This is a genomic window from uncultured Draconibacterium sp., assembly GCF_913063105.1.
In the GTDB taxonomy this organism is placed as follows: Bacteria; Bacteroidota; Bacteroidia; order Bacteroidales; family Prolixibacteraceae; genus Draconibacterium.
Window position 1 is genome coordinate 99874 of record NZ_CAJXYQ010000016.1, and the last position, 12471, is coordinate 112344.

Here is a 12471-nt window from a genome sequence, read left to right on the forward strand (position 1 = left end):
AACTTACTGTACTTTATTGATTTTGAAGGTTTCAACACCAGCTTTTGTTTGCACCGCAAGCAAATAAATCCCAAGCTGCAGATCGTGTAAATTATCGAGAACAATTGACGATGCACCAAAACGCTGCCAGGTTTTTACCATTACACCATCCATAGAATACAGCGAAATAAGAATTTCCTGTTCGTTTAAAGCTCTGGCCCTTTTCAATACAATTTTATTTTGAAACGGGTTCGGAAATATTTTCCAGTTGCGTTGTTCCTTATTGGTTTGAACGGCAATAGGATCGAGTATCGCAGAAGCCGAGCGCATATTTGGCACCCCATAGCCCTGTAATGAATCGGGTGAAAAATAGAGATGACCGCTTCTTTCTATCGCATCCTTTATTTCTGCTGCTGTTTTATTGGGATAACGTTGCCACAATGAAGCTGCCATGCCGGCCAATACCGGCGACGAAAAAGAGGTTCCGTTACCCAGCCCAAAAGACCCATCAGAGCGTTGCAAAGTGGTTTGATAGCCCATTGCCGACACATTGGGTTTTAAGTCGCCGTTAGCAGCCGGTCCGGCCGATGTAAAATAGGCAGGATTTAAATTTTTATCAACTGCCCCAACGCCTATAACTTCGGTTCCGTCTGATGGGGCAACAATCCGAAACCAGGGATCATCGCGTTCGTTTCCGGCACTTGAAAAAACCAACATGCCGCGCGATGCTGCAATATTGGCTCCCCGGGTTACCCGTGTGGTACTGCCATCCATATCGGCATAAGTATGATTGCTTATAGCATCGTAAAACGTGGTATACCCCAACGATGAGTTGATAATATCGGCGCCAACGCTATCGGCAAACTCAGCAGCAGCCACCCAGTTGTCTTCCTCGATGATGTACTCCGAGCTGGTATCCTCCGACCGCAGCAACCAATAGGAAGCTCCCGGAGCGGTACCAATTAATGTTCCGGGCACATTAGCGCCCATACACGACAACACACTCATGCCGTGAGAATTTGTTTGATAAAAATCGGCATCGGGATTTACAAAATCTTTAACACCCAGGATTTGATTATTGGCCCAAAGGCTATCAAATGCAGGCAAACTATTGGCATTTTTAAAACCGCCGTCGAGCACAGCAATATGTATGCCCTGCCCGGTATAGTCTAAATCGTGTAGAAACTGTCCTTCGAGCATAGCCACCTGGTGCACCGAACCACCATATTTGGCCGAATCTATTGGAGGAGCATCAACAATGGTTTCGTCATTAAATTTATTGTAAGCCTGTTTTGTTATAGTCCCTGGTTTAGTCAAATGCACCTCGCTAATAAAAGCCCATGATTCAAGCTGCTGCCCGAGATTGGCAGAATCGGTTTTAACGGTAATTCCGTTTAACCATTTTGAAGCATGTACAAAAGTTACGTCAAGCGACAGCACCGAATCGATGTAGGTTTTATTAACCGGCAAATCCAACGAATCAAGCTGAATATTTTGACGAATTCTGCGTTGAATCGCTCGCTCTGAAAGATAAGCTTCGGGATGGTCGAGCGAATAGCTGGAATTGTTTTTATCGGTAAAACCAATCCAATAATAGTTTTGTGCATTTAACTGTTGTAAGCCCCAAAAACCAATAATTGCGAAAATTATGAGGTACTTCATTTACAAATTATCTTCAAAGCCTTTTTGAAACCGGGTAGGTTGTTGAAAGCTCTGTTTATTAAAATGCCAAGTTAATGAAATAATAGTTTTTTGCCTTGCACAATGCACGAATTTATCGATGTTGTTTTTGGCGCATCATATATCCCGACGGATCTTGCAAAAACTGCTCCGGATCAAGAATTGTTCCCTTATTTTCTTCCAGCTCCATCATCTTTAGGTTATCAATACTGTCGCGTACGTTCGGATTCAATATTTGGCCGTTATCATAAAAAAGCGTGTATAAAAGTGTACCATCTTTATCAAAATATTTCCATTCGCCATGGCGTAAATTGTTGCGGTATTCAGCTACCAACTCCTGACGCCCGTTTTCGTAGCTCACCAAAAACAAACCATGGCGCACACCATTTTTCATTTTACATTGCATATAAGGGGCACCATTTTTATAAAATATCTGGTAATCTCCTTCTTCTTTGTTATTCACCCATTGCTTTTCTTCCATAACTTCACCCGAGGGATAGAAACGATGCGAGTTCCCCTCTTTTATTCCCCGTTTGTATTCCTCATCGGCCACAAGCAGGTTATTCTTGAATATCTTCCAAACGCCTTCTTTCTTTTGATTCAAAAAATTGCCTTCGGCCACTTTCTTGCGCCATACATCAAAAAGCTGTGTATGGGCTGTATCGTTTTTATATTCGATAAGCGCCTTTAACTGCCCCCCGGGATGATAACGTTTCCAGGTTCCAACAGGCTTGTCGTCCTTAAAATTCCCTTCGTAAAGTAAACGTCCGTTTGCCTGCTCTTTTTGCCATAAGCCCTGCCGCAATCCATTGGCGTCGGTTTGGTTAATCTGCGCCGAAGCAAACAAATGAATCATGAAAAACAGCACTAATAAAAATCGTATCATACCCTCCTTCTTTTTTTTTGAACTGGTGAAATTAGAAACTTTTTTACCAATCTGTTTGTTCCCAATTAAAAACTATTCAGGCCTTAACCAACTATTGTCATATTTTAAACTCATAAATGTTTATTAAATTTGACCGTGGACAAAATATTTTTCAGACTATACCGTGTTTTTCGAAAACCAATGTTAACTTTTTTAATGGTTGTGGTAAGCCTAAACGTTTGGAGCCAGGTAAATGTTGAGCAACAAATTGACTCGCTAAGAATAGCCATTGCCAACACAAATGACAAAAGCAACTTAACCGAGAAATACAATGAGCTGGCAGTTCTTTATGGAGAAAGCGCCATTGACAGTACGGTAAAATATGCACATCGTGCTCTTATAAATGCCGAAAAATACAAACAGAAATTAGCTGTTGCAGAGGCACATTTAACGATTGGCAGGGCATTTATCGAAAAGTCGAGAATTACAGAAGCAATAGAACATTACCAGGAAGCCATTTTATACTTTGAACAGATAAAAGATGAAAAAAAGCTGCTGTCAGCATACCGCGCAATAAGCTACGCTTATTCATATAGCCCCAGCCAGTTAACTTCCTTAACGTATTACATGAAAGCTATTGAAATAGCCGAAGAGCTGAATGATACGGTAAGTATTTCGGTGGTGTACAACAACCTGGCTGCTACCTATAAGCGCATGGGCGATATTAATAACTCATTGTTCTATTTTGAAAAGGCCCTGGAACTGGATAAACTGTTAGCCGACACCCTGAATATGGCAATTAGCTATTCTAATCTTGCAGTGGTTAAGTCGGATAATAATTTATTTGCCGATGCCAAAGCTGATATTGATTCGCTGCATTTTCTGCTTCCTTCAATCAGCAATAATTATTTAAGAACCTATTTTAATTTAGCCTTTGTTGGCTATTACGCCGGTATCGCACAATTTGATTCGGCAAAACTTTTTATTGATACGGCCAGCGCCTTGTGCGAAAAATACGGATACGAGCATATAAAAACACGTTTGTACCGAAAACAGGGCGAATATTATTTTGCCCGGGGAAATTATATCGAAAGTATTAGCTACCTTAATAAATGTGTGGAGCTTTCGGAACAATTGGAGATTGCTGAAGACTTTACACGACTGTACAATTTTATGGCCCGTGCCTACGAAAAACTAGGCAATTACCAGGAAGCCTACCGGGCCAAACAAATGGAAAGCGATTACATCGGCTTCAGTAAGAATAAAGACATTGCGGCATCGTTGGCCCGTTTCGAGAACGAGCGGAGGCTGAAACAAGAATTGGAAAACCAACGTTTAGAGCAAGAACTGTTAACACAAAAGGCCGAAAACCGCTCTTTGCTCATGGCCTCCAGATTTCGGCTAACGCTAATTTCCAGCATTCTGTTGCTAATTATAGGTACCGTTTTTGTTTATTATACTTTTAACATGCGCCATAAAAACAAGGCCTTAAAAGAACAACATGCCATTATTAACAAACAAAACAAACAGCTCGAACAAAATTTAGAGGAAATTTCAATAAGTGAGTTAAAATTGCAGAAATCGGATGCTGCCAAAAACAAGCTGTTTTCAATAATTGCCCACGATTTACGCAGCCCTTTTAATGGCATACTCGGATTTAGCAACGAACTGTCGAGCAATTACGATAATTACACCGACAGTGAGCGAAAATCAATGGCCGATATGATTTCAAGCAGCTCAAAGTCTACTTTTTCATTATTAAATAATCTGTTAAACTGGGCAAGAACGCAATCAGACTCGATTAAATTAAGTAAAGAAACAATAGCGGCACACGAACTAATTGAGGAAAGCATAAACGCCATCAAGGGAAATGCCATGTTAAAATCGGTAACCATTGAAAATGATATAAAAACGGCATTACAAATATATGGCGACAGCGAAACCTTAAAAGTTATAGTTTCAAACCTGGTAAATAATGCGATAAAATTTAGTCATGAGAACGGAAAAATCAGCATTAAAAGCAAACAGGCAAATGGCTTTGCCGAAATTTTGGTACAAGACTTTGGCATCGGCATAAAACCCGAACTGCTTAAACAACTTTTTACGCTGAATAATAACACGCAACGCCCAGGAACCGCCCAGGAAAAAGGTACCGGATTAGGGCTTATTGTTTGTAAAGAATTTGCCGAACTTAACGGAGGAATGATGCAGGTAAGCAGTACTGAAAATGAAGGCTCAGTTTTTAGCTTTACTGTTCCGTTGGCTAAGGGTTAATACACCTCTTTGGTTAGTCGCTCTGTTACTGTCATATAATACCTTGCAAAGGTCTCATCTTCCATAAACTTTTCAAGCTGAGGACGCCAAATTTCTGCTTGCTCGCTCAATTCCATAATTTTTGCTTTGGCAATCAAGTCTTCGTTGTTGGCACGCTGTCTTTGCACTGCCGGAATAAAAGCATCCATCCACAACTCATACTGATCCATTAAACGTTGTTGTTCTGTTGTTAATGGAAACTCCTGCCTGCTATTTAATACGGTAGCTGAAATTTTCTCGGAGCCTACTGCAACAGCACCTATGCTTAGTCCGAGTTTTGTGAGAAATTTTCGTCTTGTTTCTTCGTAGTTGGTATTGTCCATCGTACATCTATTTTTTGTTTGAAACAAGATTTACTGCATTTTGTTTGTGATGCATGCTTATTTAGACTAGTTGCAAAAAAAGCCCCTCCAAAAAGGAGAGGCTTTTAATATATCTTGTTTTCAAACTTCCGACCTCCGTCTTCCGTCTTCAAACTTATTTTTATTTTACTTCTTCGAAGTCAACATACCCTGACATTCAATTTCTTATGATTTTTCCGTACAAATATGGTACAAATAAGCACTTTTTTGTTACTTATTATTGAAGTAGGAAGTGTGTCATTATGTTTTTATTTTTTCTGAAATTTAGTTTTCCAAGAACCTGTTGTTTCGCCATCTCTCTCAATATATCCTTTCTTTTTAAGGGCTTCAATGTGCTTTTGTACTGCCGATGGATTAATTCCCATTTTCTTGGCAAGCTTGCTTCTGGAAATTGTAGGTTCTTCTACAATATAGTCAAAAACTTCTTTTTGTTTATCTGTAAGAATAGCCGCTTGACCACCTGCTTGACCACCTGCTTGACCACCTATTTGACCACCATCTCCTTCGTTTGTACCATCAACCTGTCGATTTTCTACATTTTCCTTAAACAGTGTAACCTGTATACCTCCTGCTGTTTCAATAATCTCAGGTGTTGGCAAACCTGCTTTTTTACAGGAGTTGATAATCTTTAAAGTTCCTCTTCCCCAGGTATCAATATATCCTGCTTTAAAACAAGCATCAGCAATTAGCTGATTGCGAGGGTACGATGTATGAACGCCTTTTAACATCTCAATATCCATATTATAAGGCAAACCTCCTTCGTTCCAAATCATAATTTTGTCATTATAAACCCTGATTTGAACATGAACTCCCATATATGTTCTGTGAACAAGGGCATTTAGTAACATTTCTCGTAATGCTTCAAGCGGATACTCCCCCTTTTCTATTCGCAGTATGCCTCTATACTCTATTTGCTTTACAAGGTATTTATACCCTAGTTGCTTTATTACTTCTTCAAGCAGGTTGACAATGTTCCCTTCAAAAACATCGTGAAACCGTAAATCGGCATCATCATTCACAAAACGCCCTATTCTTACAGATATGCCAGGATAAAATCTTCCGGGGTCTTTCCCAAACATTACGATAGCTGAACGCTTAATTTTACCATTCTCAGCTAAACGTAGTTTTTTAAGAAATTGCAATGTTGATAATCCTTCTACATCGGGCAAACGGTCGCTTTCTTTGGCATCTTCAATATATTTGGTAATACTATCTGCGTCAATATCTTCAATAGTAGCACGTTCTTCAATAACATCATCCCATGTTTTTCCTGCCTTTTTAAGCAGAAACTCATTTAACTCAATTCCGGTAAGCTCAGTTTTTGTACTTCCCGAACGATAATAATATCTTCCCCTAATTGACACCGGAACAGAATAGGGATTCACAATGATTTCATCTCATTATAATTTAAAATTTTCAACGGCATTCGATGTAACTCGCTTATAATGTTTCGCCGATGTGTTACGATTTATAATGCTCGTTTCAATATATTTTTTATCGCCAGCTTCCTGCAAATTAACATCACAAGTTATGCCCATGGTGTTCCGTATTTTTTGCGGAATACTCTCCATCAGCTGTTTGTAATCTTCAAGATGAACAATATTACCATCATCGTCTTTCCCTATATATATTTTACCGCCTACTGCGTTGGCAAATCCACAAACCCATTTTAGGTAATCATCGTGCCAGCTTCGTTTATATTCTATGTTTTGTTTTTCGGGCATATAATGATATTACAATTTTCAAAAATCTTCCTTTTCAATTTCTTCATCAACGGTATCCATAACCACCGACTGAAAGCTATAATGAAACCAATTTTCAAACAATTCCCATGTTAAGTTATCCGGCCATAGGTTTTCATCTGTTGCCCAATCGAATAGCTCTTGTTCAAAGAATTCAATAAAATTCTCCTTTACATATTCAATGGCATCGTCCGGATGGGTGAATTCAGGAATCAGGAAAACATCGCCCGCATCATGTGCCATTGGTTTCGGACATTCTAATTTGTCGTCGGGAAAAATATAATTTACCCAATCAAATAATGGTTGTTTCGGGAAAAGGATTAGGACGTCTCTATTTACAGTATCAAACATAGCTTCTTCGTATAAGTATTAGACAAAATAAACTTAAAAAATTATTGATGATTTGCTTTTACCTTATGTCTGTTTTGATAACACCCCAAACATAAAGTTCATATTGCGCTTGTCTGAAATCAAACCAATGTTGTCTGTAATCAGAATCTTCAACCAGGTATTTAAAATTGGCAAATGGTTTTTTCCTGTTAAGGGCATTTATCAATTTTTCCTGAATGTTTGTATCCTTTATTTCATCAACAAAATTCTCCATTATCTTGAATGAATCATGCGATTCCATGGGTTCAATGGTTAAACAGTTCTGCCAGGTTTCATGTTTCAGGCCTGCACTTTCAAAAGTTTCGCCTGTTATCATTTCATATTCTTCAGGGTCGTAAGCCAAATCTTTGGAAATATCTTGAACTTCAAACGTATCTGGATTAAAAAAGCAAATTAACCCCGCCAACAAACTATCAGCAATTTCAGAAACCAGCTTTTTATACTTTGTAGGAATTTCTTCAGGTTTCAGCTCTGCATAAATCTCGGCTAATAAAAATGTATGTATTTTCTCTAAGGCCTTTTTATCATCGAAGACAGTTCTGATTATTGCTAAAATTTCATTCTGTAATTGCCCTTTATTCATACTTGTAATTTCTAATCAATTACCTGCCAATAGCCACCTTTAGCTGGACCAACACGTTTCAACAATCCTTTTTTCTTCAAATTTTCAATATTCCTTTCAATCGAACGTTCCGAGACACCAATAGTTTCAGCCATTTCAGGAATAGATATATCCTTATTAATTTTAATAAGCTCTATAATTTTCACCGACGTTTTCACCGACGTTTTTCCTACGTTTTCTTCTGCCTCCATCTTAAAATCAACCACAACCGAATCGAATTCAATCTGGTAACCAGGCACAGTTGAATTATAAGCCTTCCAGTTATCATCAATTTTGTCAAAACCAAAGCCTATATTTTCCGCCAGTTTTACCATGCGAAACAGCTTGGCTATAATTGGATTTCGTGGCAAAGAAATATCCTTCCCTTTTAATTCCTCAAAGGGCTTTGGTAATCCGCCAGGGTTATAAAACTCAATGTGGTTTGTAAAAATACGTACACGCGGACATGCCGGAGAAAAGTAGTCAGTATGCATCAACATATTTACCAAAGCCTCACGGATACTTTCGAGCCCCGGAGATAACTCCTGTCCAAATCCCTCGGCGGTCAGTTAAAACCTAACATCAACTTTTTGTTTTAACCGATGAAAACATTCAAAATAGTATTCCCAAAGGTTCTCCTGTTCCTCAACCCGAAAAGTGTAGGTGTGTTTAGCATCGGAGTATGAAGTCCCAGGTATTTCCAATAAATCAACTCGAAAATCGGGAAAGTGCTTTTCAATTGCTTCACGGTTACCAAACATAAGCAATCCGGCAAAAGTACATTTGCCGTTTTCCATAATGCGAAGCTTTCTCAAAAACTCATCTTCATCAAAACGAATATAGCTTGCATTGGGATTAAACCGCGACATATAATCCCGGTAACGGTTCAATGATGTATTGTTTAAACTTTCACGATTGGTCTCCGGCGCTAATTCTGCTGTTTTTGTTCCAAATGCCCGGTCGCGCAACATACTGTCAATTTCTTCCTGTGTAGCACGCTGGTCGGCACTACCTCTGCGAATGTATGTATTAATTTGGTTGTTATAATAAACAGGTTTGTTTTTATGTACCGGCACATAAAATGCTAATACAGTTTTATCCTCAAACTGATATACTTCTTGTTTCGTACTAATAAAAACATTGAATTTGGTGCCTCTAAGTGTATTCAGAAAATCTTGTTCCAATTTTTCAGCATTACGAACACCCGTAATTTCAAAATTATTGCCTTTTTCTTTAACGCCTAAAACAAGCCAACCTCCACTGGTATTTGAAAAAGCTGAAACTGTTTCCCAAACCGACTTGGGCAACTCGCTTTTGGCAGCTTTCACTTCAAAGTCTTCCCATTCAAGTGAGCTTAGTTTTTGTATTAGTTCTTCTTTGGTCATTTCCCAGCGTTTACATTATATGTGAAATTATGAGTCTATTCGATTAAAATAATTCCTCCCATACTGGTGTCAAATGTAGCACTAATACAATTTATTTACTAATCTCCTAAGATTCATTTGTAATAGGCGACTTGCTCCGCTCACAGTCCATTGATGATGTTGTTGTTTTTTGACCAAGTAATGACATAGCTTTAAATTTTAAAGTTTAAAGCCATTCTACTGTGAAAGCCTTACTTTCACCTAAACTTGATTAAAACACTGTATATAAGAAACTAAAACAGACCCCGAACGTGAAGATGATTCCATTTGGTTATACTTCTGACAAAGTGCGACACGAAGTTACACAAGTAATTGTCTAACAATGATTAGACCTACTGTTCCGTCAGTAGTAGCTCATGGATACATGCATTCGGAGTAATCCTTTTGTGCGAAGCTATCCAGTGAAAGAAGCCCTTTCGCAAGAAAAAGCCAAACCTGCGAGGTGGAGGCAATGACCGTTAGCATTGAATAGTCGGGGAGCGAGGCTGAGTAGTATGGTTAACGCATGTGAACCGTTGATAAACGTCGTTAAAGTGAAACGAGCCAAAGATGCTGACAGGCTCGAACCAAAAGGTAAGCAGCCAGTTGACTTTATTTTGTCTAAGGTTACACGGATATTAGCGCTGCCGGCGGATAGACGGAACCTAAACTACTCTTGTTACTTGTGCGAAACGTGGTAAGCCCGAATTCTTCCCAGTTAATTGGGAAAGTTTTCCGTAAGGCAAGCCGACAGGAATGCGGGTAGAGGATGGTAGAGAACGCGAATGCCGCTTTGTAATGAGGCGGATAGGGGTTGAAACATTACCTCACACGAAAGTGGGCTGACTTCTACGTATGGTAATTCTTTACAAGAAACTTTTAGAACTTTTTAAAGGAGGAAAGCAAATGAACGGAAGTAAAACATCGTGTGCACCTACTGACCCAAAATGGACAACTTGGAAAGACATGGATTGGAACAAGTGCCAACAACAGGTTAGAAAGCTACAGGGACGTATTGTAAAGGCTCAAAAGGAAGGCAAACACAACAAAGTAAAAGCTTTACAGTGGTTGCTGACCCATTCGTTTTATGCTAAGGCTTTGGCTGTAAAACGTGTGACTTCGAACAAAGGAAGTAGAACATCGGGAGTTGACAACGTAATTTGGTCAACTTCAAACACCAAGTTTTTGGAGATTGCAAAATTGAAAAGTAGGGGGTACCAACCCCAGCCCCTGAAAAGGGTAAATATTAGAAAGAGCAATGGGAAGTTCCGCCCATTAGGAATACCAACAATGAAAGACAGGGCCATGCAGGCTTTGTATTTAATGGCTCTTGAGCCAGTATCAGAAACCACTGCTGACAGCAATTCATGCGGATTCCGAAAGGAAAGAAGTACTGCTGATGCGATTATTCAAAGTTATATAGTACTGTCTCAGAAACGTTCTGCTCAATGGATACTCGAAGCGGACATAAAAGGCTGCTTCGACCACATAAGTCATGAATGGCTGCTGAAAAATATCCCTATGGATAAATTGATGCTGAGAAAATGGCTTAAAAGCGGATATGTTTTAATAAAGAGTTATTTCCTTCTGATGAAGGTACTCCACAAGGAGGAATAATATCCCCCACTCTTGCTAATATGACCCTGGATGGTATTCAAACCATGCTTGTAAATAAGTCTCGCCTAAAGAATGCAGAAAACAAATCTGTAAACTCTTTGGTGAACCTCGTACGATATGCCGATGATTTTATTATCACTGGCAGAACTAAAGAGTTTTTGGAAAATGAAATCATGCCATTAATAGAAGAGTTTCTTTCTGCCAGGGGGCTTATCCTCTCAAAAGAGAAAACAAAGATTACTCATATTAACGATGGTTTTGACTTCCTTGGCTTCAATCTAAGAAAGTACGATGGTAAGTTACTCATCAAACCTTCAAAGGAAAAAGTTAAAAAGTTTCTCAACACAATCAGGGAAACCATTGATACCAATAAAGCCTGCAAGCAGGAAAAATTGATTCAGTTTTTAAATCCCAAGATAGCTGGATGGGCAAATTATTACAAGCTCTGTGTTGCTACCGATGTTTTCAACAAAGCAGACCATCAAATCTTTCGTAAGCTTTGGCAATGGTCAAAAAGGAGGCACCCTAAAAAGGGTACCAACTGGGTTAAGCTGAAGTATTTCCCAAAAATTGGAAACAGGAGTTGGTGTTTTTCGTCTGGTTATAATAACAATGGGACTACTAAGCATTTATCCCTGAGATTATTATCCGACACCAAGATTATCCAACTCGTTAAGATTCGGGGCGATGCTAATCCTTACGACACGGAATGGAAGGACTATTTTGAAAAAAGAAAAACCTACAAAATGCTCATTTCCCTAAAGGGTCGTAAATCGTTGCTTTACTTATGGAAGAAACAAAAACGAAGGTGTCCAATCTGTGGCGAACCTATTGACAAGGAAAAGACGTGGTACCTGACCGATAAGTCGGTAGACGGTAAAACTGTCAAATTCCTTGCTCATAATTGGTGCCACAGAAGACGCAACAACTTCAACTGAACAAGTAGTTTGAGCCGGTTCCTGTTAAAGGGACTTTGAATTGCTTGAGCCGTATGAGGGGAAACTTTCACGTACGGTTCTTAGAGGGGGAAGCGGCAGTAATGCCGCCTACCTACTCGACAGTGTAAACTCACTAATTTAATCTTAAGTATTTGGGTTAAGAAAAAGTGGATACTGACATTACCTTATAAACAGTAAAAACAATAATCAAGAAGATGTGCGACAATAAATAAACCAAGAGAAACATTTTGATATACGCTATTTTAAAAGTTTAACTACTAAACTCATGTTATCTTCACCAATGTCACAAAATGCAAAATTACAGAAATGCTAATACTATCTTAAATAGCACCTCTGTAAAAGATTATGGAAAATTAACTACTACATTATCAAGCTTATACCGGGCAACTTTACCTGTTCCTCCTTTAAAATATAAATCTTGAACAACAAACATCCCGGGAGATGTATCGGTATCAGTAAGTCCATGATGTAAATTCAGACTCTTTGCTTTATAATCATCCACCGCAATATCATAATCGAAAGTATTCATATCACCAAAAGAATTAAATGTTAAAGTTAAT

Annotated in this window: 13 protein-coding genes; 3 read left to right on the forward strand and 10 right to left on the reverse strand. The window is 38.8% G+C overall.

All coding sequences use genetic code 11. The features are described from left to right. Positions 1–3: 3 nt before the first annotated feature. Together QZ574_RS15035 and QZ574_RS15040 are read right to left on the reverse strand one after the other, a co-directional pair. A complete protein-coding gene (locus QZ574_RS15035; protein WP_297090979.1) occupies positions 4–1641 on the reverse strand; it encodes a S8 family serine peptidase in 1638 nt (545 codons plus the stop codon). Between the two features lie 112 nt (positions 1642–1753). Then, positions 1754–2545 carry a hypothetical protein gene (locus QZ574_RS15040; RefSeq protein ID WP_297090980.1) on the reverse strand — a complete coding sequence of 264 codons (792 nt, stop codon included), beginning with the start codon at positions 2543–2545 and terminating at the stop codon, positions 1754–1756. 180 nt (positions 2546–2725) lie between these two features. On the opposite strand from QZ574_RS15040, the gene QZ574_RS15045 reads away from it, so the two are divergent. Further along, positions 2726–4798 (forward strand): tetratricopeptide repeat-containing sensor histidine kinase, encoded by a 2073-nt coding sequence (locus QZ574_RS15045; RefSeq protein WP_297090981.1) that lies wholly within the window; start codon positions 2726–2728, stop codon positions 4796–4798. On the opposite strand, the gene QZ574_RS15050 is transcribed toward QZ574_RS15045, so the two are convergent. The 7 genes from QZ574_RS15050 to QZ574_RS15080 all read right to left on the reverse strand — a co-directional run bounded on the left by QZ574_RS15050 (position 4795) and on the right by QZ574_RS15080 (position 9317). Further along, positions 4795–5160, reverse strand: a complete 366-nt coding sequence (locus QZ574_RS15050; protein ID WP_297090982.1) for a hypothetical protein — start codon at positions 5158–5160, stop codon at positions 4795–4797. The genes QZ574_RS15045 and QZ574_RS15050 overlap by 4 nt on opposite strands. A 287-nt stretch (positions 5161–5447) precedes the next feature. Next, entirely contained in the window at positions 5448–6584 is a 1137-nt protein-coding gene (locus QZ574_RS15055) for an ATP-binding protein (protein WP_297090983.1), read from the reverse strand. 15 nt (positions 6585–6599) lie between these two features. Next, entirely contained in the window at positions 6600–6923 is a 324-nt protein-coding gene (locus tag QZ574_RS15060; protein WP_297090984.1) for an ATP-binding protein, read from the reverse strand. Between the two features lie 18 nt (positions 6924–6941). Beyond that, on the reverse strand, positions 6942–7292 hold the full coding sequence (locus QZ574_RS15065) for a hypothetical protein (protein WP_297090985.1): 351 nt from the start codon (positions 7290–7292) through the stop codon (positions 6942–6944). Positions 7293–7350: 58 nt separating this feature from the next. Continuing rightward, complete coding sequence (locus QZ574_RS15070; protein WP_297090987.1) at positions 7351–7914, reverse strand: UPF0158 family protein; 564 nt, start codon at positions 7912–7914, stop codon at positions 7351–7353. 11 nt (positions 7915–7925) lie between these two features. Continuing rightward, the gene (locus QZ574_RS15075) at positions 7926–8432 is read right to left on the reverse strand and encodes an ATP-binding protein (RefSeq protein ID WP_297090989.1); all 507 of its coding nucleotides are present in this window, start codon (positions 8430–8432) and stop codon (positions 7926–7928) included. Between the two features lie 69 nt (positions 8433–8501). Continuing rightward, on the reverse strand, positions 8502–9317 hold the full coding sequence (locus QZ574_RS15080; protein WP_297090991.1) for an ATP-binding protein: 816 nt from the start codon (positions 9315–9317) through the stop codon (positions 8502–8504). A gap of 924 nt (positions 9318–10241) precedes the next feature. Between QZ574_RS15080 and QZ574_RS15085 the strand changes: the two genes are divergently transcribed. Both QZ574_RS15085 and QZ574_RS15090 read left to right on the forward strand, forming a co-directional pair. Beyond that, positions 10242–10952 carry a reverse transcriptase N-terminal domain-containing protein gene (locus QZ574_RS15085; RefSeq protein ID WP_297090992.1) on the forward strand — a complete coding sequence of 237 codons (711 nt, stop codon included), beginning with the start codon at positions 10242–10244 and terminating at the stop codon, positions 10950–10952. Further along, the gene (locus QZ574_RS15090; protein ID WP_297090997.1) at positions 10952–11890 is read left to right on the forward strand and encodes a group II intron maturase-specific domain-containing protein; all 939 of its coding nucleotides are present in this window, start codon (positions 10952–10954) and stop codon (positions 11888–11890) included. Before QZ574_RS15085 ends, QZ574_RS15090 begins: the two co-directional genes overlap by 1 nt. A 364-nt stretch (positions 11891–12254) precedes the next feature. Here the strand turns inward: QZ574_RS15090 and QZ574_RS15095 are convergent. Beyond that, the coding region (locus QZ574_RS15095) for a hypothetical protein (protein ID WP_297090995.1) at positions 12255–12471 on the reverse strand (217 nt) is incomplete at its 5' end.

Bases quoted from the DNA above. Each gene is read 5' to 3' on its own strand.
- QZ574_RS15035 (WP_297090979.1), bottom strand. From the start codon at position 1,641: ATGAAGTACCTCATAATTTTCGCAATTATTGGTTTTTGGGGCTTACAA.
- QZ574_RS15040 (WP_297090980.1), bottom strand. From the start codon at position 2,545: ATGATACGATTTTTATTAGTGCTGTTTTTCATGATTCATTTGTTTGCT.
- QZ574_RS15045 (WP_297090981.1), top strand. From the start codon at position 2,726: ATGTTAACTTTTTTAATGGTTGTGGTAAGCCTAAACGTTTGGAGCCAG.
- QZ574_RS15050 (WP_297090982.1), bottom strand. From the start codon at position 5,160: ATGGACAATACCAACTACGAAGAAACAAGACGAAAATTTCTCACAAAA.
- QZ574_RS15060 (WP_297090984.1), bottom strand. From the start codon at position 6,923: ATGCCCGAAAAACAAAACATAGAATATAAACGAAGCTGGCACGATGAT.
- QZ574_RS15065 (WP_297090985.1), bottom strand. From the start codon at position 7,292: ATGTTTGATACTGTAAATAGAGACGTCCTAATCCTTTTCCCGAAACAA.
- QZ574_RS15070 (WP_297090987.1), bottom strand. From the start codon at position 7,914: ATGAATAAAGGGCAATTACAGAATGAAATTTTAGCAATAATCAGAACT.
- QZ574_RS15075 (WP_297090989.1), bottom strand. From the start codon at position 8,432: ATGTTGATGCATACTGACTACTTTTCTCCGGCATGTCCGCGTGTACGT.
- QZ574_RS15080 (WP_297090991.1), bottom strand. From the start codon at position 9,317: ATGACCAAAGAAGAACTAATACAAAAACTAAGCTCACTTGAATGGGAA.
- QZ574_RS15085 (WP_297090992.1), top strand. From the start codon at position 10,242: ATGAACGGAAGTAAAACATCGTGTGCACCTACTGACCCAAAATGGACA.